This is a genomic window from Lachnospiraceae bacterium (assembly GCA_025758065.1).
Classification (GTDB): domain Bacteria; phylum Bacillota; class Clostridia; order Lachnospirales; family Lachnospiraceae; genus Enterocloster.
This window is the reverse complement of the sequence record CP107199.1, coordinates 1,647,050-1,666,501: the sequence shown is the minus strand read 5'-3', so window position 1 is coordinate 1,666,501 and position 19,452 is coordinate 1,647,050. Positions and strand designations below refer to the sequence as shown.

33 protein-coding genes are annotated in these 19,452 nt (G+C 43.3%); 1 reads left to right on the top strand and 32 read right to left on the bottom strand.

The features are described from left to right. Window positions 1-123: 123 nt before the first annotated feature. The 32 genes from OGM16_07680 to OGM16_07525 all read right to left on the bottom strand — a co-directional run bounded on the left by OGM16_07680 (window position 124) and on the right by OGM16_07525 (window position 18,287). Entirely contained in the window at window positions 124-660 is a 537-nt protein-coding gene (locus OGM16_07680) for a 50S ribosomal protein L17 (protein ID UYJ48116.1), read from the bottom strand. Window positions 661-838: 178 nt separating this feature from the next. Next, complete coding sequence (locus OGM16_07675; GenBank protein ID UYJ48115.1) at window positions 839-1,801, bottom strand: DNA-directed RNA polymerase subunit alpha; 963 nt, start codon at window positions 1,799-1,801, stop codon at window positions 839-841. Window positions 1,802-1,912: 111 nt separating this feature from the next. Beyond that, window positions 1,913-2,506, bottom strand: a complete 594-nt coding sequence (gene rpsD, locus OGM16_07670; protein UYJ48114.1) for a 30S ribosomal protein S4 — start codon at window positions 2,504-2,506, stop codon at window positions 1,913-1,915. Window positions 2,507-2,531: 25 nt separating this feature from the next. Further along, entirely contained in the window at window positions 2,532-2,936 is a 405-nt protein-coding gene (gene rpsK, locus OGM16_07665) for a 30S ribosomal protein S11 (GenBank protein ID UYJ48113.1), read from the bottom strand. Window positions 2,937-3,023: 87 nt separating this feature from the next. Next, entirely contained in the window at window positions 3,024-3,392 is a 369-nt protein-coding gene (gene rpsM, locus OGM16_07660; protein ID UYJ48112.1) for a 30S ribosomal protein S13, read from the bottom strand. 26 nt (window positions 3,393-3,418) lie between these two features. Further along, on the bottom strand, window positions 3,419-3,532 hold the full coding sequence (gene rpmJ, locus OGM16_07655) for a 50S ribosomal protein L36 (protein UYJ48111.1): 114 nt from the start codon (window positions 3,530-3,532) through the stop codon (window positions 3,419-3,421). Window positions 3,533-3,632: 100 nt separating this feature from the next. Continuing rightward, window positions 3,633-3,851: a translation initiation factor IF-1 gene (gene infA / locus OGM16_07650; protein ID UYJ48110.1), complete on the bottom strand. Its 219-nt coding sequence runs from the start codon at window positions 3,849-3,851 to the stop codon at window positions 3,633-3,635. A gap of 30 nt (window positions 3,852-3,881) precedes the next feature. Continuing rightward, window positions 3,882-4,628, bottom strand: coding sequence for a type I methionyl aminopeptidase (map, locus tag OGM16_07645; protein UYJ48109.1), 747 nt, complete (start codon window positions 4,626-4,628; stop codon window positions 3,882-3,884). 2 nt (window positions 4,629-4,630) lie between these two features. Continuing rightward, window positions 4,631-5,275, bottom strand: a complete 645-nt coding sequence (locus OGM16_07640; GenBank protein UYJ48108.1) for an adenylate kinase — start codon at window positions 5,273-5,275, stop codon at window positions 4,631-4,633. Between the two features lie 94 nt (window positions 5,276-5,369). Further along, entirely contained in the window at window positions 5,370-6,686 is a 1,317-nt protein-coding gene (gene secY, locus OGM16_07635) for a preprotein translocase subunit SecY (GenBank protein ID UYJ48107.1), read from the bottom strand. Next, entirely contained in the window at window positions 6,686-7,126 is a 441-nt protein-coding gene (gene rplO / locus OGM16_07630) for a 50S ribosomal protein L15 (protein UYJ48106.1), read from the bottom strand. The genes secY and rplO overlap by 1 nt, the downstream gene beginning before the upstream one ends. A 26-nt stretch (window positions 7,127-7,152) precedes the next feature. Next, complete coding sequence (gene rpmD, locus OGM16_07625) at window positions 7,153-7,335, bottom strand: 50S ribosomal protein L30 (protein ID UYJ48105.1); 183 nt, start codon at window positions 7,333-7,335, stop codon at window positions 7,153-7,155. 15 nt (window positions 7,336-7,350) lie between these two features. Further along, on the bottom strand, window positions 7,351-7,860 hold the full coding sequence (gene rpsE / locus OGM16_07620; protein ID UYJ48104.1) for a 30S ribosomal protein S5: 510 nt from the start codon (window positions 7,858-7,860) through the stop codon (window positions 7,351-7,353). Between the two features lie 17 nt (window positions 7,861-7,877). Continuing rightward, complete coding sequence (gene rplR, locus OGM16_07615) at window positions 7,878-8,246, bottom strand: 50S ribosomal protein L18 (protein UYJ48103.1); 369 nt, start codon at window positions 8,244-8,246, stop codon at window positions 7,878-7,880. Window positions 8,247-8,264: 18 nt separating this feature from the next. Next, on the bottom strand, window positions 8,265-8,807 hold the full coding sequence (gene rplF / locus OGM16_07610; protein UYJ48102.1) for a 50S ribosomal protein L6: 543 nt from the start codon (window positions 8,805-8,807) through the stop codon (window positions 8,265-8,267). A gap of 259 nt (window positions 8,808-9,066) precedes the next feature. After that, the gene (gene rpsH / locus OGM16_07605; protein UYJ48101.1) at window positions 9,067-9,468 is read right to left on the bottom strand and encodes a 30S ribosomal protein S8; all 402 of its coding nucleotides are present in this window, start codon (window positions 9,466-9,468) and stop codon (window positions 9,067-9,069) included. 91 nt (window positions 9,469-9,559) lie between these two features. After that, entirely contained in the window at window positions 9,560-9,745 is a 186-nt protein-coding gene (locus OGM16_07600; GenBank protein ID UYJ48100.1) for a type Z 30S ribosomal protein S14, read from the bottom strand. A gap of 16 nt (window positions 9,746-9,761) precedes the next feature. Further along, a complete protein-coding gene (gene rplE / locus OGM16_07595) occupies window positions 9,762-10,301 on the bottom strand; it encodes a 50S ribosomal protein L5 (GenBank protein UYJ48099.1) in 540 nt (179 codons plus the stop codon). A gap of 23 nt (window positions 10,302-10,324) precedes the next feature. Then, window positions 10,325-10,630: a 50S ribosomal protein L24 gene (gene rplX, locus OGM16_07590; protein UYJ48098.1), complete on the bottom strand. Its 306-nt coding sequence runs from the start codon at window positions 10,628-10,630 to the stop codon at window positions 10,325-10,327. A gap of 14 nt (window positions 10,631-10,644) precedes the next feature. After that, complete coding sequence (gene rplN / locus OGM16_07585; GenBank protein ID UYJ48097.1) at window positions 10,645-11,013, bottom strand: 50S ribosomal protein L14; 369 nt, start codon at window positions 11,011-11,013, stop codon at window positions 10,645-10,647. 21 nt (window positions 11,014-11,034) lie between these two features. Next, a complete protein-coding gene (rpsQ, locus tag OGM16_07580; GenBank protein UYJ48096.1) occupies window positions 11,035-11,307 on the bottom strand; it encodes a 30S ribosomal protein S17 in 273 nt (90 codons plus the stop codon). Further along, on the bottom strand, window positions 11,307-11,510 hold the full coding sequence (gene rpmC / locus OGM16_07575) for a 50S ribosomal protein L29 (GenBank protein UYJ48095.1): 204 nt from the start codon (window positions 11,508-11,510) through the stop codon (window positions 11,307-11,309). Before rpmC ends, rpsQ begins: the two co-directional genes overlap by 1 nt. Then, window positions 11,500-11,937 carry a 50S ribosomal protein L16 gene (rplP, locus tag OGM16_07570; GenBank protein UYJ48094.1) on the bottom strand — a complete coding sequence of 146 codons (438 nt, stop codon included), beginning with the start codon at window positions 11,935-11,937 and terminating at the stop codon, window positions 11,500-11,502. The genes rpmC and rplP overlap by 11 nt, the downstream gene beginning before the upstream one ends. After that, window positions 11,937-12,593 (bottom strand): 30S ribosomal protein S3, encoded by a 657-nt coding sequence (rpsC, locus tag OGM16_07565; protein UYJ48093.1) that lies wholly within the window; start codon window positions 12,591-12,593, stop codon window positions 11,937-11,939. The genes rplP and rpsC overlap by 1 nt, the downstream gene beginning before the upstream one ends. Before the next feature lie 13 nt (window positions 12,594-12,606). Then, window positions 12,607-12,993 (bottom strand): 50S ribosomal protein L22, encoded by a 387-nt coding sequence (gene rplV, locus OGM16_07560; GenBank protein UYJ48092.1) that lies wholly within the window; start codon window positions 12,991-12,993, stop codon window positions 12,607-12,609. A gap of 31 nt (window positions 12,994-13,024) precedes the next feature. Continuing rightward, window positions 13,025-13,309 carry a 30S ribosomal protein S19 gene (gene rpsS, locus OGM16_07555; protein UYJ48091.1) on the bottom strand — a complete coding sequence of 95 codons (285 nt, stop codon included), beginning with the start codon at window positions 13,307-13,309 and terminating at the stop codon, window positions 13,025-13,027. A 19-nt stretch (window positions 13,310-13,328) separates the two neighbouring features. Beyond that, window positions 13,329-14,174: a 50S ribosomal protein L2 gene (gene rplB, locus OGM16_07550; GenBank protein ID UYJ48090.1), complete on the bottom strand. Its 846-nt coding sequence runs from the start codon at window positions 14,172-14,174 to the stop codon at window positions 13,329-13,331. 95 nt (window positions 14,175-14,269) lie between these two features. Next, window positions 14,270-14,569, bottom strand: a complete 300-nt coding sequence (rplW, locus tag OGM16_07545; GenBank protein UYJ48089.1) for a 50S ribosomal protein L23 — start codon at window positions 14,567-14,569, stop codon at window positions 14,270-14,272. Next, a complete protein-coding gene (gene rplD / locus OGM16_07540) occupies window positions 14,569-15,189 on the bottom strand; it encodes a 50S ribosomal protein L4 (protein ID UYJ48088.1) in 621 nt (206 codons plus the stop codon). The genes rplW and rplD overlap by 1 nt, the downstream gene beginning before the upstream one ends. A 28-nt stretch (window positions 15,190-15,217) precedes the next feature. Beyond that, window positions 15,218-15,853, bottom strand: a complete 636-nt coding sequence (gene rplC / locus OGM16_07535) for a 50S ribosomal protein L3 (GenBank protein ID UYJ48087.1) — start codon at window positions 15,851-15,853, stop codon at window positions 15,218-15,220. A gap of 178 nt (window positions 15,854-16,031) precedes the next feature. After that, a complete protein-coding gene (rpsJ, locus tag OGM16_07530; GenBank protein UYJ48086.1) occupies window positions 16,032-16,349 on the bottom strand; it encodes a 30S ribosomal protein S10 in 318 nt (105 codons plus the stop codon). A gap of 567 nt (window positions 16,350-16,916) precedes the next feature. Continuing rightward, window positions 16,917-18,287, bottom strand: a complete 1,371-nt coding sequence (locus OGM16_07525; protein UYJ48085.1) for a cell wall-binding protein — start codon at window positions 18,285-18,287, stop codon at window positions 16,917-16,919. Between the two features lie 303 nt (window positions 18,288-18,590). Here OGM16_07525 and OGM16_07520 point away from each other — a divergent pair, with 303 nt between their 5' ends. Next, complete coding sequence (locus OGM16_07520) at window positions 18,591-19,451, top strand: class I SAM-dependent methyltransferase (GenBank protein UYJ48084.1); 861 nt, start codon at window positions 18,591-18,593, stop codon at window positions 19,449-19,451. Window position 19,452: the final 1 nt, after the last annotated feature.

Below are 19,452 nucleotides of genomic sequence, written 5' to 3'. Positions count from 1 at the left end.
CCAAGGTCCAAAGCAAGCTTTGACTTTGGCTCATTGCTCGCGAAAAAAAAGACTGCAGATACCTTTGACAGTACCTGCAGTCGCCTGCATAACTATATTCGATCTATAAAATCAGTAATTTGATTATACTAATTCAAGCAGAACTTCCATAGCTGCATCGCCCTTACGCTGGCCGATCTTAACGATTCTGGTGTAACCACCATTACGGCTTACGTACTTAGGAGCAACTTCATCAAATAACTTAGCTACAAGGTCAACAGACTTTGTACCGTTCTTCTTACCAGCAGCCTGAGCAGGAACCTCAGTTACACCATAAAGAACCTTTAACATCTGTCTTCTTGCGTGAAGTCTGGAAGCGCTGTCCTTCTTGATCTCTTTCTCAACTTCATCGTAAACAGTTACTTTCTTGCCGTCTACTACTTCTTTAACGCGCTTGCCGTTTGCATCTTTACGAGCAACCTTAGCAGTAACCTTTACAGTTTCGAAGTTATCTTTTTCCTTAACTGCCAGTGCGATCAGACCCTCAGCAACTTTGCGGATCTCTTTTGCTCTGGTTTCAGTTGTTTTGATGTGACCATGATATAACAGTGCAGTTACCTGGCTTCTGATCATAGCCTTTCTCTGATTGGATGTTCTTCCTAATTTTCTATATCCTGCCATTATTCTTTCCTCCTGATCAGTGGAGTACCTTCCCATGCATCATCGGACTTACTGGTTTAGGCACATTTTACCCACCTGTTTATTTTTATAGTGGCAACCCGCGCCATGCTTCATTGGACTTACTGGCTAAGGTTATCATACGGGGGATTCCCCGCAGTTAAAACATCAATGTTTACGCTTATGCCTCATCACTTGGATTCAGCTGTAAGCCTAATTCTTTTAACTTGGCAAGCACTTCCTCTAAGGACTTACGGCCAAGATTGCGAACCTTCATCATATCCTCAGAAGTTCTGTTACACAGCTCTTCTACTGTATTGATTCCGGCTCTCTTCAGACAATTGTAAGAACGAACAGAAAGCTCCAGTTCGTCGATGTTCATCTCAAGTACTTTCTCTTTCTCATTGTCCTCTTTTTCTACCATGATCTCAGCAGTCTTGGCATTTTCAGAAAGGTCAATGAAAAGATTCAGATGCTCGCTTAATACCTTTGCAGCAAGACTGACTGCTTCATCAGGAGCCAGTGTGCCATTGGTATAAATTTCCAGAGTCAGCTTGTCATAGTCAGTCTGCTGTCCAACACGGGTGTTGGCAACAGCCATATTTACACGCTCAACTGGAGTATAAATAGAATCAACTGCGATCACACCAATCGGAAGATCTGCATTCTTGTTCTTATCAGCGCTTACATATCCACGGCCCTTGGTGATAGTAAGCTCCATATAGAACTTGCTGTCAGCACCGCCGCTTAAAGTAGCGATCACCTGATCCGGATTCATGATCTCGATATCAGCATCTGCCTGAATATCAGCAGCTGTGATCACGCCTTCGCCTTCAAATTCAATGTATGCAACCTTTGGTTCATCAGTATCGCTGTTGTTCTTGATCGCTAAGCTTTTGATGTTCATAATGATCTCAGTCACATCTTCCTTAACTCCAGGAATAGAACTGAATTCATGCAAAACGCCATCGATTTTTACCTGACTCACTGCGGCACCGGGTAAAGAAGAAAGCATGATTCTTCTCAGGGAATTGCCCAGTGTAGTGCCGTAACCTCTTTCAAGTGGTTCAACTACAAACTTGCCGTATCTCTTGTCTTCTGAAATCTCTGCGATTTCAATGTTTGGTTTTTCAAAATCGAACACTAATAGCCCCTCCTTTTTGGGTTTCTATCAAATATCGAGGGTTAAATCCAGCAAAGTATACCTGTCCAAAATAAGACAGGCATACTTTTCAATCTTTCATATATTGATGGATTATTTGGAGTACAACTCGACGATAAGCATCTCATTTACTGGAACATCAATTTCATCTCTGGTTGGCAGTTCCTTAACGGTACCGCGCAGGTTCTCCTGATCAGATTCCAGCCATGCAGGAACCATACGACCAGCAGTTACTTCCAGAATATCTTTATATCTCTGAGCAGATTTGAACTTCTCTTTGATCTCGATCACATCGCCAGCCTTAACCTGGTAAGATGGGATATTTACCTGCTTGCCATTAACCAGAACGTGCTTGTGATCAACGATCTGTCTGGTTTCCTTACGTGTACGTCCAAATCCCATACGGAACAGAACGTTATCCAGACGGCACTCAAGAAGGATCATCAGGTTGGTACCAACCATACCGTTCATCTTGGAAGCTTTTGCGTAGTAGTTACGGAAAGGCTTCTCTAATACGCCGTAAATGAATTTAGCTTTCTGCTTTTCTCTTAACTGCATGCCATATTCACTTAACTTCTTGTTTGCTCTCTTAGATTCTCTGTTAGATTTTTTATCAATTCCTAAATAGATTGGATCCATACCGAGGGATCTGCATCTTTTAAGAACAGGAACTCTATCTACTGCCACTTTAATTACCTCCTAATTAAATCAATCAGACTCTTCTACGCTTTGGTGGACGGCATCCGTTGTGTGGAACTGGGGTTACATCCTTAATGCTGGTTACTTCCAGACCACATGCCTGAAGGGCACGGATTGCTGCTTCACGACCTGAACCAGGTCCTTTAACCATAACGTCTACTGACTTTAAGCCATGTACAAGAGCTGCCTTTGTAGCAGTTTCTGCTGCCATCTGAGCTGCATAAGGAGTAGATTTCCTTGAACCTCTAAATCCCAGACCACCGGCACTTGCCCATGATAAAGCGTTACCCTGCGCATCAGTTAATGTAACGATTGTGTTATTAAAAGATGACTGGATATGTGCCTGTCCGCGTTCAACGTTTTTCTTTACACGCTTTTTTGTCACTTTTTTTGCTGTAGTGGACACTTTTTTAGCCATTTTAAACTAACCTACTTTCTCATTTACTTGAATTCGCTCTCCTGTTTTTAAAACATACAAATCGAATTCGGTTACCATGTTACTAAATTACTTCTTCTTATTTGCTACCGTTTTTCTTGGACCCTTGCAGGTTCTTGCGTTGGTCTTTGTTTTCTGTCCGCGAACCGGCAGGCTCTTTCTATGACGGATTCCTCTGTAGCATCCAATTTCCTGAAGTCTCTTGATGTTCATTGCGATCTCTCTACGAAGATCACCTTCTACAGTCTGAGTGTCAGCGATGATGCTAGCCAGCTTTTTAACCTCATCGTCGGTTAAATCCTTAACACGAGTGTCTGGGTTTACGCCAGCTTCTGCTAAGATGCGGTTGGAGCTTGCTCTACCAATTCCGTAGATGTAAGTAAGACCGATCTCAACACGTTTTTCTCTTGGTAAGTCAACACCTGAAATACGAGCCATGTGTGTAGTACACCTCCTAAAAATAATTAACCTTGTCTCTGTTTATGCTTTGGATTTTCGCAAATTACTCTGATACTGCCTTTTCTTTTAATGATCTTGCACTTTTCGCAGATCGGCTTAACGGATGATCTAACCTTCACAGTAATTCTCCTTTCTATAGACCAACAAAGTTGCTAAAACATTGTATCAAATATTTTTTGGTAATGCAAGTCTTTTTTTTGATCTATTTTAAATTTATTTTTATTTATCTCTCCAGATGATTCTGCCCTTGGAAAGGTCATATGGGGACATTTCCAGAGTTACTTTATCGCCTGGAAGAATGCGAATGTAATTCATACGGAGTTTTCCGCTGATATGTGCCAGAACCTGGTGGCCATTTTCAAGTTCAACCTGGAACATTGCATTTGGCAGCTTCTCTACTACGGTTCCTTCAATTTCAATTACGTCTGCTTTGGACATATTCTTTTCCCTCCTAATGCTTATGGGGTGCTATAAAGATAAGATCTCAGGATCTCCATCTGTGATCAGGATGGTGTTCTCATAATGAGAGGCAAGGGAACCATCTTCTGTTACAACGGTCCAGCCATCATCCATCCATGCTACATCATAACGGCCTGCAGTGATCATTGGCTCAATTGCCAGAGTCATACCGGCTGCCAGCTTGATACCTTTTCTCTTCTGTGCGAAGTTGGGGATCTCCGGCTCTTCATGCATATTTGTTCCGATGCCATGTCCAACCAGGTCTCTTACAACCCCAAAACCGAAGCTTTCCACATATTTCTGGATCGCTGCTGAGATATCATTGAGATGATTGCCTGCTTTTGCAAACTTTATTCCTTCAAAGAAGCTTTGCTGTGTTACTTCAACCAGTTTTCTGGCCTGAGGAGTTACCTCACCGATCATATGGGTTCTGGCTGCATCTGACTGATATCCTTTCCAAATGACTCCGGTATCAAGGCTTACAATGTCACCTTCATTTAAATAGCGGTGCTTACTTGGGATTCCATGGACCACTTCATCATTAACAGAGATACATACAGAAGCCGGATATCCTTCGTAACCAAGGAAAGATGGGATGCAGCCATAGCTGCGGATCATCTCTTCACAGATGCGGTCGATCTCTTTGGTGGAGATTCCCGGTTTTACTGCCTTGCCCAGTTCTTCATGAACCTTAGCAAGGATCTTACCAGCTTCCCGCATTAATTCAATTTCCCGTTCTGATTTGATCGTAACCATTTTTATGCTCCTAAAATCTTAACAATATCCTGGAATACTTCTTCCATGTCTTTTGTTCCGTCTACTTCTGCAAGAATGCCTTCGTTCTTATAATAATCGATCAGAGGCTGTGTCTGGTCATGATACACAGATAATCTCTTCTTTACAGTTTCAGGCTTATCATCATCTCTTAATACCAGCTGCTGTCCACAGGTATCACAGATTCCTTCTTTTTTGGAAGGATTATAAACAATATGATAAGTAGCGCCACAGTTTAAGCATGCACGGCGTCCAGACATACGATTGATGATATTCTCATCTGGTACATCTACGTTTACTGCATAATCAACTGCTTCGCCTCTTTCGCTTAAAGCTTTTGTAAGACTTTCAGCCTGAGGAATCGTTCTTGGGAAACCATCAAGCACATATCCGTTTACGCAGTCTGCCTCATGAATACGGTCTAACAGCATTCCAATAGTGATCTCATCCGGTACAAGACCGCCTGCATCCATAAAGGATTTGGCTTTCATGCCCAGTTCTGTTCCATTTTTGATATTTGCTCTGAAAATATCTCCGGTGGAAACATGTGGAATACTATACTTAGCTGCAATTTTCTTTGCCTGGGTGCCTTTTCCTGCGCCCGGAGCTCCTAACATGATGATCTTCATGAAAAGTTTTTCTCCTCTCAAAAAAGTCCTATAACGCAATAAATCCGCCCTTGTGGAATACCACAAAGGCAGATTGACTGATCCAACTGTTGTGTTAATCGTTCAAAAATCCCTTATAATAACGCACAAGCATCTGAGATTCTACTGCTTTGATTGTCTCCAGTACTACGCCTACAATGATGATCAGTGAGGTACCTGAAAATGAGATACGGCTCACATCTAAAAGTCCGGATGCAAGGATCGGGACGATTGCTACGATCGTAAGGCCAACTGCACCAATGAAAACAATATAATTCAAAATCTTATTTAAATAATCGCTGGTGGGCTTGCCGGGACGAATGCCGGGAATGAAGCCTCCCTGCTTCTTCATATTGTTAGCAACTTCCAACGGATTAAAGGTAATCGATGTATAGAAGTAAGCAAACACGAACAACAGTACGATATAAATTATCAAACCGACAGAATAGATCGGCTGGGATGGTTTGCACCATGAACCGGAATTCAGCATTGTTAAGATCTTTCCACCGATAGAGCTGTAATCAACTGTAAAGAACTGGGCAATTACAACAGGGAAAGACATAATGGAAGATGCAAAGATAACCGGCATAACACCTGCAGTGTTGACCTTTAACGGAATGTTTGAGGCCTGGCCGCCTACCATCTTACGTCCTACCATCTTCTTTGAATACTGAACTGGTATCCTTCTCTCTGCATCATTTAAAACGACTACAAAAACTACCATAGCAATGAGTACTACTGCGATCAGCAGGACTGCTACTGCCATTGTAGCGAAGGACTGACCAAAAATAAAACGATAGTAAAGGCTTCTCATATCATCGGGAACGCTTGACAGGATGTTAAACAGAAGCACGATAGAAATACCATTTCCTACACCCTTGTCAGTGATCTGCTCACCGATCCACATCAACAGTGCACTTCCTGTTGTCATAGTGACGATCGCTATGATCACGTTCCATGCATTATAATCCAGAAGAAGTCCCTGACGTCCGAAACCAATTGCCATGGCACTTGATTCCAGAAGTGCAAGTCCTACTGTGGTATATCGGGTGTATTCCTGAATTTTCTTTCTGCCTTCTTCACCATCCTTCTGCATCTCTTCCAGTTTTGGAATAGCAATTGTAAGCAGCTGGATGATAATGGAAGAAGTGATGTACGGTGTAATGCTTAATGCAAAAATGGACATGGATGAAAATGACCCACCAGTCATTGCATTAAAGAAACCGAACACATCGGTTGTCTGTTTTGCAAACCAATTCGCAAAGAATGATGTCTCAATTCCCGGAATAGGCAGCTGGCAGCCAAATCGAATGACTACCAGCATCATAAAGGTATACAGAATCTTACCACGAAGTTCTTTTACCTTAAAAGCGTTTCTGATCGTTTTGAACATTAGATCACCTCGCAGGTTCCACCTAAAGCCTCAATCTTAGATTTTGCACCTTCACTGAATGCATTAACTTTAACGGTCAGCTTTTTGGTTAATTCTCCGTTACCAAGGATCTTAACACCATCTCTTGGGTTCTTAACGATACCGGACTCAAGCAGAGTCTCTACAGTTACAACTGTATCGTTATCGAATCTTTCCAGTGCGCTTACGTTAATGCCAACAATTTCCTTAGAATTAATATTGGTGAATCCACGCTTTGGCAGACGTCTGTATAATGGCATCTGTCCACCTTCAAAGCCTGGTCTTGGTGCTCCAGAACGAGCCTTCTGACCCTTATGGCCCTTACCAGCGGTCTTACCATTGCCTGAACCATGGCCGCGGCCTCTTCTAAAATTATCGCTATGCTTTGAACCTGCAGCAGGCTGTAAATTAGATAACTCCATGACTGCACCTCCTTACTTTATCTGAATTAGATTTCTTCAACCTTAACTAAATGTCTTACTCTCTGAATCATGCCTCTAACAGCGCCATTATCTGGCATTTCAACTGTTTTGTGCATTTTTCCAAGTCCAAGTGCCTCAACAGTTGCTCTCTGCTTTGGAATAGCACCGATAGGGGACTTGACTAATGTGATTCTTAACTTCTCTGCCATGTCTATTTCCTCCTATTAGCCTACGATTTCTTCAACAGATTTACCGCGAAGTCTTGCGAACTCTTCTGGTGTCTTTAATGCAGTTAAACCTGCAACAGTTGCAAGAACTACATTGGTCTTGTTATTGGAACCTAAGGACTTTGTACGGATGTTCTTAATTCCAGCTAACTCAACAACGGCACGAGCAGGGCCACCAGCGATGATACCGGTACCTTCTGGAGCTCTCTTTAACAGAACGCTTGCACTGCCGAATTTTCCGATAAAGTCATGAGGAATACTCTTATTCTCATCGATTGGGATCTCTACAAGGCTCTTTACAGCAGCCTCTTTACCTTTGCGGATTGCTTCCGGAACTTCTCCGGCCTTGCCTAAGCCTACGCCCACATGGCCGTTTCCGTCACCAACTACTACCAGAGCGGAAAATCTCATGGTACGTCCACCTTTAACAGTCTTGGATACTCTCTTGATTGCCACTACTCTATCATTCAGCTCCAACTGACTGGCATCAATAATTGTACGCTTCATGTTTGTTCTCCTCTCTATTAGAAATCCAGACCAGCTTCACGAGCTGCATCTGCTAATGCCTGAATCTTACCCTGATAAATAAAGCCGCCTCTATCGAAAACAACTTCCTTGATACCTTTTTCAAGGGCTCTCTTTGCAATTACTGTACCAACGTATGCTGCAGCTGCCTTGTCATTTGTCTTCTCCAGTTCAGCCTTGATCTCTTTCTCAACTGTGGAAGCAGCAACCAGTGTGTTACCAACCGTATCGTCGATAATTTGAGCATACATATGATTATTACTTCTAAACACTGCCAGACGCGGTCTCTCTGCTGTGCCAGCAAAACGGTTACGCATTCTGTTGTGCTTCTTTACGCGAATTTCGCTTCTTGACTGTTTGTTAACCATTTTTACACTCTCCTTAAATTATTTCTTACCAGTCTTACCAACTTTACGTCTGATAACTTCGTCAGCATACTTGATACCTTTGCCCTTGTAAGGCTCAGGTCTTCTCTTGTCTCTGATTTCAGCAGCGTACTGGCCAACTTTTTCTTTACTGATACCTTTAACGATGATCTTGTTCTGTCCGTCGCAAACAGTTTCAATACCTTCTGGATCTTCCATCTCTACTGGATGAGAATATCCAAGGTTTAAAGTCAGTTTCTTTCCCTGCTTAGCAGCTCTGTAACCAACACCGTTTACTTCAAGAACCTTCTCATAACCCTCAGTAACACCATGGATCATGTTGTTGATCAGGGTTCTGGTCAGACCATGTAAAGATTTCATTCTCTTTAAATCGTTTGGTCTGCTTACGATAACGTGACCGTCCTTCTCTTCGATGGTCAGCTCAACCGGGAGCTCTCTCTCTAATGTTCCCTTTGGACCTTTTACAGTCACCTTATTTCCTTCTGCGATTGTAACAGTTACACCTGCTGGGATCGCAACTGGCATTCTACCGATACGTGACATGCCTTTTTACCTCCTACTTAAATTCTCGGAGAGGACATATGCGTCCTCTCTGTTTTCAGTTACATGCTTTTCATACTTAGCATTTGTATTTCAAAATGCTTACGTATGAAAGCACTTCGTTGCACTTAGTGAGGTCTCTCACGAACTTAGTGCAATCGAAGTTACTATCGTCCATTCGACTAAGCTCGAAAAAACCTCGCTAAGTCTCAGGACGGGCTTTCATACTAGGCTCGAAAAGACCTCGCCAAGTATTCAAAGCCTACCAAACGAAAGCCAGAACTTCGCCGCCTACGCCAAGCTTGCGTGCTTCCTTATCGGTGATCACGCCCTGATTGGTGGAGAGGATTGCAGTACCAAGACCGCCAAGAACCTTCGGCAGGTTCTCCTTGTCAGCGTATACACGCAGACCTGGTTTGGAGATTCTCTTGATACCGGAAATAATCTTTTCGTTCTTATCTTTACCGTACTTTAAGGTAATGTGGATGTTCTGGAAAGCGCCATCCTCTACCAGATCGTACTTTGCAATATAACCTTCATTTACCAGGATATCAGCGATAGCTAATTTCATCTTGGAAGAAGGTACATCTACTGTATCATGCTTTGCAGTGTTTGCATTACGGATTCTTGTAAGCATATCTGCAATTGGATCGCTCATTGTCATTTTGAAAATGCCTCCTTTTCTAAATTCTATCTATCTTCACCCGCCAGACCTGACAAACTTATGCTGTCAGGTGCTGTAACGGGCCTTCAGCCTACCAGCTTGCTTTCTTAACGCCAGGAATCTGACCCTTATATGCTAACTCACGGAAACAAATACGGCAGATACCATATTTTCTCAGGTAAGCATGTGGACGGCCACAGATTCTGCAGCGATTGTACTCTCTGGTAGAGAATTTAGCAGGACGCTGCTGTTTGATCTTCATTGAAGTCTTAGCCATGAATGTTTCCTCCTAACTATTTTGCAAAAGGCATATTGAATAATGTCAAAAGTTCACGCGCTTCTTCGTCAGTATTAGCGGTGGTAACGAAGATGATATCCATACCTCTTACCTTGTCAACTTTATCGTACTCAATTTCAGGGAAAATCAGCTGCTCCTTGATACCAAGAGCATAGTTTCCTCTGCCATCAAATGCGTTAGGGTTAACACCTCTAAAGTCACGTACACGTGGCAGTGCCAGGTTGATCAGACGATCAAGGAATTCGTACATTCTCTCACCACGAAGGGTTACCTTGCAGCCGATTGCCATGCCTTCACGGATCTTGAAGTTTGCAACAGACTTTTTAGCCTTGGTTGTTACAGCTTTCTGACCGGAGATGATCTCCAGATCTCTAACTGCGGAATCCAGAACCTTGGCATTTTCCTTAGCTTCGCCTACGCCCATGTTGATAACGATCTTATCAAGCTTCGGCACCTGCATAACGTTCTTATATTCAAATTTCTTCATCAGAGCGTCTACGAATTCGTTCTGATACTGTTCTTTTAATCTAGCCAACGTTTTTTTCCTCCTCTCCTGAATTATTCAACAACCTTACCGGTCTTCTTAGCAACGCGGACTTTCTTTCCGTCTCTTACTTCAAAGCCAACTCTGGTTGCTTTGCCGTCTACTACCAGCATTACATTGGAGATATCAATTGGAGCCTCCTGATTCACGATGCCGCCCTGTGGGTTAGCCGGAGACTGCTTGGTGTGCTTTGTAACCATGTTGCAGCCCTGAACCAGAACTTTGTTCTTCTTTACGTCAACAGAGAGTACCTTTCCCTGTTTGTCTTTATCTTTTCCTGCGATTACTACTACTAAATCGTCTTTCTTGATTTTCTGCACAGTGGACACCCTCCTTATAATACTTCTGGAGCTAAGGAGACAATCTTCATGAACTGCTTGTCTCTTAATTCTCTAGCTACAGGCCCAAAGATACGAGTTCCTCTTGGAGTCTTGTCATCCTTAATAATAACTGCTGCGTTCTCATCGAACTTGATGTAAGAACCGTCTTTACGGCGAGCGCCTCTAACGGTACGAACTACTACAGCCTTTACAACATCGCCCTTCTTTACAACACCGCCTGGTGTTGCATCTTTAACAGAAGCAACGATGACATCGCCGATATTTGCATATCTTCTGGTTGAACCACCTAATACACGGATGCAGAGAAGTTCTTTTGCACCGGTATTGTCGGCAACCTTAAGTCTTGTTTCCTGCTGAACCATACCTGTTAACTCCTTCCCTAATTATCTTGCTTTCTCGATAATCTCAACAAGTCTCCATCTCTTATCCTTGGACAGTGGTCTTGTTTCCATTACTTTTACAGTATCACCGATGCCGCACTCATTGTTCTCATCATGAGCTTTCAGCTTAACGGTTTTCTTAACGATCTTACCGATCATTGGGTGCTTTACGTGGTCCTCGATTGCTACAACGATGGTCTTATCCATCTTGTTGCTTACCACTTTACCGATACGGGTTTTTCTTAAATTTCTTTCCACGGTAAGTTCTCCTTTCATTAAGCATTAGCCTTCTCAGTGATAACAGTCTGGATACGAGCGATGTTCTTACGAACTTCTTTGATCCGGGATGTGTTGTCTAACTGATTGGTTGCATTCTGGAATCTTAAATTAAACAGTTCCTTCTTCGCAGCTACTAACTCTTCATTCAGCTCATTTGCTGACTTATTCTTTAACTCTTCTACAAACTTATTAGTTTTCACTGTTATCACCGCCTTCTAAATCTGCTTTAGAAACAATTTTGCACTTGCATGGCAGTTTGTGCATAGCAAGACGAAGTGCTTCCTTAGCTGTTTCCTCTGGTACACCAGCGATCTCAAATAATACGCGGCCTGGCTTTACAACTGCTACCCAGTACTCCAGAGCGCCTTTACCGGAACCCATACGGGTTTCTGCTGGCTTTGCTGTTACAGGTTTATCCGGGAAAATCTTGATCCAGACTTTACCACCACGCTTAATATAACGGGTCATAGCAACACGGGCTGCTTCAATCTGGTTTGATTTGATCCAACATGGTTCAGTAGCGACTAAACCGTACTCACCGTTAGAGATCGTATTGCCTCTTAATGCCTTGCCGGCCATAGATCCACGGAACTGTTTACGACGCTTAACTCTCTTAGGCATTAACATTATTTATCGCTCCCTTCCTTATTTCCTTTAGTAGGAAGTACCTCGCCTTTGTAGATCCATACCTTAACGCCAATCTTGCCGTAGGTTGTATCTGCTTCTGCGAAACCATAGTCAATATCTGCTCTTAATGTCTGAAGCGGAATAGTACCTTCGCTGTAGAACTCTGTACGAGCCATATCAGCACCGCCTAAACGACCTGCAACTGCAGTCTTGATACCCTTAACGCCAGCCTTCATGGTTCTGCCCATGGTAGACTTCATAGCACGACGGAAGGATACACGGTTCTCAAGCTGCTGTGCGATAGATTCAGCAACCAGCTGAGCATCTCTGTCTGGTCTCTTGATCTCTTTGATGTCTACGAACAGCTTCTTAGCAGTCATCTTCTGAACTTCTGCTTTCAGCTTTTCGATCTCTGCGCCGCCCTTACCGATAACAACGCCTGGCTTAGCAGTGTAGATGATAACTTTCACTCTGTCAGATGCGCGCTCAATCTCGATCTTGGAAACGCTGGAGCTCTTTAATTTGTTCTTAAGGAACTTTCTAATATTATAGTCTTCAACCAGGTTGTCTGCAAAATCAGCTTCTGCATACCATCTGGAATCCCAGTCTTTAATAACACCGACTCTAATGCCGTGTGGATTAACTTTCTGTCCCATATTTGCCTCCTATTTATTTCTCATTCAGAACTACAGTGATGTGGCTCATTCTCTTCTCGATTCTGTAAGCACGGCCCTGAGCTCTCGGTCTAACCCTCTTCATAATCGGTCCCTGGTTTGCATAGCACTCTTCTACGTACAGTTTTGCAGGGTCCATGTTGTTATTGTTCTCAGCGTTTGCTGCTGCTGATTCCAGTAACTTCTTTACTAAGCTGGAAGCATATCTAGGATTGTAAGTTACAATACCAAGTGCGGTCTGTAAATCTTTGCCTCTGATGGCATCTAATACAAAGCAAGCCTTCTGGACAGACACTCTAGCGTAAGACAGTGTTGCGCTTGGTCTGGTGTCCTTCTGGGCATTTCTTTCTCTCTTAATTTGGGATCTATGTCCTCTTGCCATTTGTAAAACCTCCTTTCAATTTACCTGTGGATTACTTTCTAACAGCGGACTTCTTCTCGTCTTTACCGTGGCCTCTGTAGGTTCTGGTTGCTACGAACTCACCCAGTTTGTGTCCTACCATATCCTCAGTAACGTATACCGGAACGTGTTTTCTTCCGTCATGTACAGCGATTGTGTGACCAACCATCTGAGGGAAGATTGTTGAACGACGGGACCAGGTCTTGATTACCTGCTTCTGTCCTGCTGCATTCATAGCGTCTACTTTCTTTAACAGATGTGCATCTGCAAATGGTCCTTTTTTCAGTGAACGAGCCATGTGTTCTTAACCTCCTTAATTATTTGATGGTTTTGCCATCACGTCTTCTTACGATCAACTTATTAGACTGCTTGTTTTTCTTTCTGGTCTTCAGACCCAGAGCAGGCTTGCCCCAAGGTGTGCATGGACCTGGACGGCCGATACCGGTCTTTCCTTCACCACCACCGTGTGGATGATCATTCGGGTTCATAACGGAACCGCGAACTGTAGGTCTGATGCCCATGTGACGGGTTCTACCAGCTTTACCAATGTTGATCAGGGAGTGTTCGCCATTGCCAACAACACCGATTGTTGCGCGGCAGATGATCGGAACCATTCTCATTTCACCTGAAGGTAAACGTAAGGTTGCATACTTGCCTTCCTTAGCCATAAGCTGAGCAGAGTTACCAGCGGAACGAACCAGCTGACCACCCTTACCAGGATACAGCTCAATGTTGTGTACCTGAGTACCTACTGGAACATGGAACAGTGGCATGCAGTTACCAACTTTTGCTTCTGCAGTTTCACCGCTCATAACCTTCATTCCATCAGTTAATCCCTGAGGAGCTAAGATATAAGACTTGGTTCCATCTGCATAGCAGATCAGTGCGATATTTGCACTTCTGTTTGGATCGTACTCGATACCGATAACGGTTGCCGGGATACCATCCTTGCTGTTTCTCTTGAAATCGATAATTCTATATTTTCTTCTGCTGCCGCCGCCTCTGTGACGAACAGTGATCTTACCCTGATTGTTACGACCAGCGTTCTTAGCCAGAGATACTACCAGAGACTTCTCTGGAGTTTTCTTGGTGATTTCCTTGAAATCAGAACCGGTCATATGTCTTCTGGAAGGTGTATAAGCACCATACTTCTTAATTCCCATGACATTTACTCCTTTTCTTTTCTTTTCACGGCTGTTATAGAAGCCGTATAAGTTCTCCGGCCGGGCACATACCCGGCGGGGTGATGGGTCTTAAATTATAAGCCCTGGAAGATTTCGATCTCCTTGCTATCCTCGGTCAGCTTAACAATAGCTTTCTTGGAAGCAGCGGTCTTTCCGAAAGTCATTCCTCTTCTCTTTGTCTTGCCATCGCAGTTCATGGTGTTTACGGAAGCAACCTTGGTTCCTGGGAACATCTTCTCAACTGCTTCTTTGATCATAGACTTGTTAGCGTCTACATGTACCATGAAAGTATACTTCTTATCACCCATAGCGTTCATGCTCTTCTCAGTGATAACTGGTTTTAAGATGACGTCATAGTATTTGATATCTGCCATTATGCGTATACCTCCTCGATGGATGCAACAGCTGCCTTACTAGCAACAACTGTGTTGTACTTCAGAATGTCGTATACATTGATGGTTCCAGCCTGAGCAGTCTTAACATCAGCAATGTTTCTTGCAGATAATACTGCGTTCTCATCGCTTTCGCTTAAAACAACCAGAGCCTTGTTAACCTTCAGATTGTTCAGAACATTCTTAAAGTTCTTTGTTTTGATCTCATTAAACTTAAGTTCTTCAACAACGATGAACTTGTTCTCCTGAACACGGCTTGTCAGAGCGGACTTAAGAGCTGCTCTCTTTTCCTTCTTGTTCAGTCTGATTGTGTAATCTCTAGGAGTTGGTGCAAATACAACACCGCCGCCTTTCCACTGTGGAGCTCTTGTTGAACCCTGTCTTGCATGACCGGTTCCTTTCTGTCTCCATGGCTTTCTGCCACCGCCAGAAACCTCAGAACGTGTTTTAGCTTTCTGTGTTCCCTGACGCTTATTAGCAAGCTGTGCAACAACTGCAAGATGTACCAGGTGCTCGTTTACTTCTACACCGAACACGGCATCGTTCAGTTCTAATGTGCCAACTTCATTACCTTCCATATTGTAAACAGATACGTTTGCCATCTGTGTATTCCTCCTTTCCTATAAAAGCTTACCTTTCAACCTTAACGGTTTCTCTTACAGTAACCAGGCATTTCTTAGGTCCTGGAACTGCACCCTTAACCAGAATCAGGTTGTTCTCGGCGTCAACCCTAACTACTTCAAGATTCTGAACAGTGATCTGCTTGTGACCCATCTGTCCAGGCATTCCCTTGCCCTTGAATACGCGGCCTGGGGTAGTAGCGGAACCATTGGAACCCTGATGACGATGGAATTTAGAACCATGAGCCATAGGTCCTCTGTGCTGTCCGTGTCTCTTGATCGCGCCCTGGAAGCCTTTACCTTTGGAAATAGCGGTTGCATCGATCTTATCGCCTGCTGCGAAGATCTCAGCCTTGATCTCATCCTTTACAGAATACTCTTCCGCATTCTCAAATCTGAATTCTCTCACATATCTCTTGTAAGATACGCCAGCCTTATCAAAGTGGCCTTTCTGTGGCTTGTTAACAAGTTTTTCTCTCTTGTCAACGAAACCAACCTGTACTGCTTTGTAACCGTCATTCTCTTCGGTCTTAACCTGGGTTACTACACAAGGTCCTGCCTGAAGTACGGTTACCGGAACTAACACACCATTCTCATTGAAGATCTGGGTCATTCCGACTTTTGTTGCTAAAATCGCTTTCTTCATTGTCTTACCTCCTGTTTCATGATCTACAGCGGAATGCTTTCGCATTCATCCTAGAACAGCCTAATATACGTGGAACACTATGAACCGTTGCCGGTATGTTGATTCCTACAGGAATGTAGTGTTGCTTCTATATCTAAACCCTTCAGGATATAAACTTATTCATTAATGCTTACTGGGATTATTTTGTTTTCATCTTGATGTCGATGAATACACCAGCTGGCATTTCCAGTCTGGACAGTGCATCTACTGTCTTCTGGCTTGGTGCAGTGATATCGATCAGTCTCTTATGAGTTCTCTGCTCGAACTGCTCTCTGGAATCTTTGTACTTATGAACCGCACGCAGAATTGTTACAACCTCTTTCTTGGTTGGTAACGGCACTGGTCCGCTCACCTGAGATCCTGTCTTTTTTACTGTCTCGATGATCTTTCCAGCGGACTGATCTACTAACTGATGATCATAAGCTTTTAATGTGATTCTCATTACTTGACTTGCCATAAAAAAAGTCGCCTCCTTTTCGCACTTTATAAACCAAGTACGACAAGCGGTGACTGTACACGTTTCCGTGTGTGTCCTCATAGAACTCCACACTGATCCTGCTCTTGTTTGCAGATTCTTTAATTGGTACAGTGACTTGTCGCCAGTTTCCTAACTTGACATTCGCTCCACGGAAAACCTGCCCTTTGCAAGGCAGCAACCTCACGTTTCTTTGCTATCATGTCACAGCTGTTCTAAGATAACATATATCATCAGGAAATGCAAGTATTTTTTTGTTTTTTTTAAAATAATTTGTTACAGCTCAGCCATATGCTGATTTAAATGAGAAAGTGTGTTGCAAGCTTGCTTGCATAAGCACTTTTTCATCCAAATCAGCATATGATGGACCCACCATGCTTCTTGTTTTCATGAATATGGAAACAGGCTTTTCCCACCTGTTTACCCTTATTTTTTCTCATATTCACCCTGAATCCTTTTAATCAATAACACATCTGCCTGTATCTGTGCACACTATCACGCCTATTTAGTCCTATTAATATTAATATAGAAGAAACCGGTACAGACTTATCAGTCTTCCGTACAGATCGGCTCTTCCGGCTCTGTGAAATAAGAGCTTACATCACTGTCATCATCTGCCGAACTTAAAGAACCGTTGGAGCTTGTTTTAAACTTTACTCCATCACTGGTCTTAACTGTGGTATTTTTCATTACCTTTCCTGAAGAGTTTACTACATAATTGCTGCTGTCGATCTTAAAACATACATATTTCTGTCCGTCAGTAGCTTTCTGAAGCTTACCCTTATAATAAAGGTAATTGTCCTTAACCCCCGTATAGCCACGACCGTTTTCACTGAAGTAGAACTCTGTCTTATTTCCATCGTCTTCTTCTACTTTTATTTTGCCCCGCTGTACACAGCTCTGGGACTTTGTGCCGAAGTAGAAAGCAGTCCAGTTGCTGTCACCGGAACCAATATAGACTTTTTTCAAGCCATAAACCGGATTGCCCTGCTTATTAAATAAGTAAGTCTTTCCGCTGATCTTTGTTAATCCCTGTGTATTCAGATGATTGGTATCAGAAGCCTTGGGCTTTCCGTTATTTGCAAAATAGAACCACTCCACATCCCCGTCATAGCCTTTCAGCTCTTCCGGCGGTTCTATGGAATACCAGCCAATCTTTGCTTTTCCGTCCGGGCCAAAATACATATAATCTTTAATGGAATCGGAATTTCCTCTTACATTTTTCCATCCCATCTGTAAAATACCCTCATCATTAAAGCAATAATAAATACCATCTATCTTTCTGGTGCCGTAATCTCCGTTGTCATTGCCGTCACTTGGCACATACTTTTTACCGCTGGTGCCAAAATAGAACCAATACTGGCCATCCTCACCATAATCTACGCTGCCGCCTTCTGCGCCTGGGATCACCTTGTTTGAGTCTTCTTCATAGTTATCCGGTGGATACAGCTTCTGCCATCCGGTACGCATAACACCGTCATCACCTGTATAATACATATCATCTAAGATCCAGCCCTTTTCCATACGGCCATTTCCATCAAAATGATACCACTTATCACTGATCTTCTTCCAGGTGTCATCAAGAGTCTTTCCCGTACTTCCAAAATAGTACCATTCCTCTTCCCCGCTGTCAGAAGTAGTCTTTAACCATTTATCAGTGACCATAATACCATTGCTGTCTACATAATAATTAGAATCAGCCCAGGCATTGGTTGTCATACATCCTTCTCCGTTCAGATAACGCCACTGACCGTCTGCACCCTTTTTCCATTCATTATATACTTTGTTTCCATTGCTGTCATAATAAACCCAGGTATTATTTTCCTGCGCCCATCCCTGTGCTGCCATAGCCGGAAATGCTGCCAGCCCTGCTGATAAGAAAGCTGCCAGAAACCAGGCTGCTTTTACGCTCTTTCTCATATGCCCTGTTCCTCTCTTCTTCTGCGTTCACCCCGAAAACTGCTGCAGATCCTTTTTTGCATACAGTTTGTGCTTTATAACTATTGTATCAAGAGTTTTGCCATTGTTCAACCAGATTAATCTTTCAATTCTATTACAAGAATCTGTCGCAAGCCCCCAAATTGCTTGACGTACTATATAAAAATAGACTATACTCAATTGGAATCCTGTGATTTCAACAGATCGCATCATCATGTCCGCTCTCAGGGCGGAGATTGGAATATCATATATAATTATAATAGAAGAAATGAGGTTAAACAATTTATGTGGCTTGCCGACGGCTGGAAAGATTATGAAGTAATTGACTGTTCCAAGGGTGAAAAATTAGAGCGTTGGGGAGAATATCTTCTGGTGCGCCCGGATCCTCAGGTGATCTGGGATACCCCCAAAAAACATAAAGGCTGGAAAAAGATGAACGGACATTATCACCGCAGCAGCAAAGGCGGCGGTGAATGGGAGTTTTTCGACCTGCCGGAGCAGTGGACTATTAACTACAAAGAACTTACCTTTAATTTGAAGCCTTTTAGCTTCAAGCATACCGGTCTTTTCCCGGAACAGGCTGCAAACTGGGACTGGTTCGGGGACAAGATCCGCAGATCAGGACGTCCTGTTAAAGTATTAAATCTGTTCGCCTACACCGGCGGCGCTACACTGGCAGCTGCCAAAGCAGGAGCCAGTGTGACCCACGTAGACGCTTCTAAGGGTATGGTTACCTGGGCAAAGGAAAATGCACATTCTTCCGGTCTGTCTGATGCTCCCATCCGCTGGATCGTAGATGATTGTGTAAAATTCGTAGAACGTGAGATCCGCCGTGGAAATCATTACGATGCCATTATCATGGATCCACCATCTTATGGCCGCGGGCCAAAAGGGGAGATCTGGAAGATCGAAGATGCGATCCATCCATTAGTAAAGCTTTGCGTTCAGCTGCTTTCTGACGATCCGCTGTTTTTCCTGATCAACTCCTATACGACCGGTCTTGCTCCATCTGTTCTTTCTTATATGATGGGCGTAGAGATCGTTCCAAAATTCGGCGGAACTGTTAAGGCTGAAGAAGTAGGACTTCCTGTTTCACAAAGCGGCCTGGTACTGCCATGCGGTGCTTCAGGACGCTGGGAAAAATAAG

Bases quoted from the DNA above. Each gene is read 5' to 3' on its own strand.
- OGM16_07680 (UYJ48116.1), bottom strand. From the start codon at position 660: ATGGCAGGATATAGAAAATTAGGAAGAACATCCAATCAGAGAAAGGCT.
- rpsK (UYJ48113.1), bottom strand. From the start codon at position 2,936: ATGGCTAAAAAAGTGTCCACTACAGCAAAAAAAGTGACAAAAAAGCGT.
- rpsM (UYJ48112.1), bottom strand. From the start codon at position 3,392: ATGGCTCGTATTTCAGGTGTTGACTTACCAAGAGAAAAACGTGTTGAG.
- infA (UYJ48110.1), bottom strand. From the start codon at position 3,851: ATGTCCAAAGCAGACGTAATTGAAATTGAAGGAACCGTAGTAGAGAAG.
- map (UYJ48109.1), bottom strand. From the start codon at position 4,628: ATGGTTACGATCAAATCAGAACGGGAAATTGAATTAATGCGGGAAGCT.
- OGM16_07640 (UYJ48108.1), bottom strand. From the start codon at position 5,275: ATGAAGATCATCATGTTAGGAGCTCCGGGCGCAGGAAAAGGCACCCAG.
- secY (UYJ48107.1), bottom strand. From the start codon at position 6,686: ATGTTCAAAACGATCAGAAACGCTTTTAAGGTAAAAGAACTTCGTGGT.
- rplO (UYJ48106.1), bottom strand. From the start codon at position 7,126: ATGGAGTTATCTAATTTACAGCCTGCTGCAGGTTCAAAGCATAGCGAT.
- rpmD (UYJ48105.1), bottom strand. From the start codon at position 7,335: ATGGCAGAGAAGTTAAGAATCACATTAGTCAAGTCCCCTATCGGTGCT.
- rpsE (UYJ48104.1), bottom strand. From the start codon at position 7,860: ATGAAGCGTACAATTATTGATGCCAGTCAGTTGGAGCTGAATGATAGA.
- rplR (UYJ48103.1), bottom strand. From the start codon at position 8,246: ATGGTTAACAAACAGTCAAGAAGCGAAATTCGCGTAAAGAAGCACAAC.
- rplF (UYJ48102.1), bottom strand. From the start codon at position 8,807: ATGTCACGTATCGGTAGAATGCCAGTTGCGATCCCAGCAGGTGTAACT.
- rpsH (UYJ48101.1), bottom strand. From the start codon at position 9,468: ATGACAATGAGCGATCCAATTGCAGATATGCTTACAAGAATCCGTAAT.
- OGM16_07600 (UYJ48100.1), bottom strand. From the start codon at position 9,745: ATGGCTAAGACTTCAATGAAGATCAAACAGCAGCGTCCTGCTAAATTC.
- rplN (UYJ48097.1), bottom strand. From the start codon at position 11,013: ATGGTTCAGCAGGAAACAAGACTTAAGGTTGCCGACAATACCGGTGCA.
- rpsQ (UYJ48096.1), bottom strand. From the start codon at position 11,307: ATGAAAGGAGAACTTACCGTGGAAAGAAATTTAAGAAAAACCCGTATC.
- rplP (UYJ48094.1), bottom strand. From the start codon at position 11,937: ATGTTAATGCCTAAGAGAGTTAAGCGTCGTAAACAGTTCCGTGGATCT.
- rpsC (UYJ48093.1), bottom strand. From the start codon at position 12,593: ATGGGACAGAAAGTTAATCCACACGGCATTAGAGTCGGTGTTATTAAA.
- rplV (UYJ48092.1), bottom strand. From the start codon at position 12,993: ATGGCAAGAGGACATAGATCCCAAATTAAGAGAGAAAGAAATGCCCAG.
- rpsS (UYJ48091.1), bottom strand. From the start codon at position 13,309: ATGGCTCGTTCACTGAAAAAAGGACCATTTGCAGATGCACATCTGTTA.
- rplB (UYJ48090.1), bottom strand. From the start codon at position 14,174: ATGGGAATTAAGAAGTATGGTGCTTATACACCTTCCAGAAGACATATG.
- rplW (UYJ48089.1), bottom strand. From the start codon at position 14,569: ATGGCAGATATCAAATACTATGACGTCATCTTAAAACCAGTTATCACT.
- rplD (UYJ48088.1), bottom strand. From the start codon at position 15,189: ATGGCAAACGTATCTGTTTACAATATGGAAGGTAATGAAGTTGGCACA.
- rplC (UYJ48087.1), bottom strand. From the start codon at position 15,853: ATGAAGAAAGCGATTTTAGCAACAAAAGTCGGAATGACCCAGATCTTC.
- rpsJ (UYJ48086.1), bottom strand. From the start codon at position 16,349: ATGGCAAGTCAAGTAATGAGAATCACATTAAAAGCTTATGATCATCAG.
- OGM16_07525 (UYJ48085.1), bottom strand. From the start codon at position 18,287: ATGAGAAAGAGCGTAAAAGCAGCCTGGTTTCTGGCAGCTTTCTTATCA.
- OGM16_07520 (UYJ48084.1), top strand. From the start codon at position 18,591: ATGTGGCTTGCCGACGGCTGGAAAGATTATGAAGTAATTGACTGTTCC.